A 445-nucleotide genomic window follows, 5' to 3' on the forward strand; every position below is an offset into this window, starting at 1 on the left:
GAAGCTGGACAATGTGACGATCCCGACATATCTGCGGTATGCGGAGGCGCTGGGTATGACGCTGTCGAAGGCGGCGTCGCCCCCCAAGCCCGAGGCCCACGTGGTGCCTGATGATTCGCCGGGTGCGAGGATCATCGCGATGCAGCAGCGGGCGTCTCGTCGTGGGGCGAGCTGACGATGGCTGCTCGGCTCGGTTCGACGGTGCCGAGGGTCTACACGCCCCCGTTGCGTCCGCTGGAGCCTCGGTCTGAGGAGACGGAGCGGTGGACGCTCGGCTACCAGGTCTGCGACTTCGCGGAGCACGTCCTGCGGATGCCGCTCCTGCCGTGGCAGCAGTGGTTCATGGTCCACGGCCTCGAGTTGCTGGACGATGGCTCGTTCCGGTTCAAAACTTTGGTGTTGCTGGTGGCTCGCCAGAACGGCAAGTCGACGATCTCGCTGGTGC

General features: G+C 65.6%; 1 protein-coding gene. It reads left to right on the forward strand.

Annotation, left to right across the window (positions count from 1 at the left end):
- Positions 1 to 177: 177 nt before the first annotated feature.
- A partial coding sequence (locus RMT89_RS41185; RefSeq protein WP_315888873.1) for a hypothetical protein occupies positions 178 to 445 on the forward strand: 268 nt, incomplete at its 3' end.

The organism is Streptomyces sp. P17 (assembly GCF_032436805.1).
GTDB lineage: Bacteria > Actinomycetota > Actinomycetes > Streptomycetales > Streptomycetaceae > Streptomyces.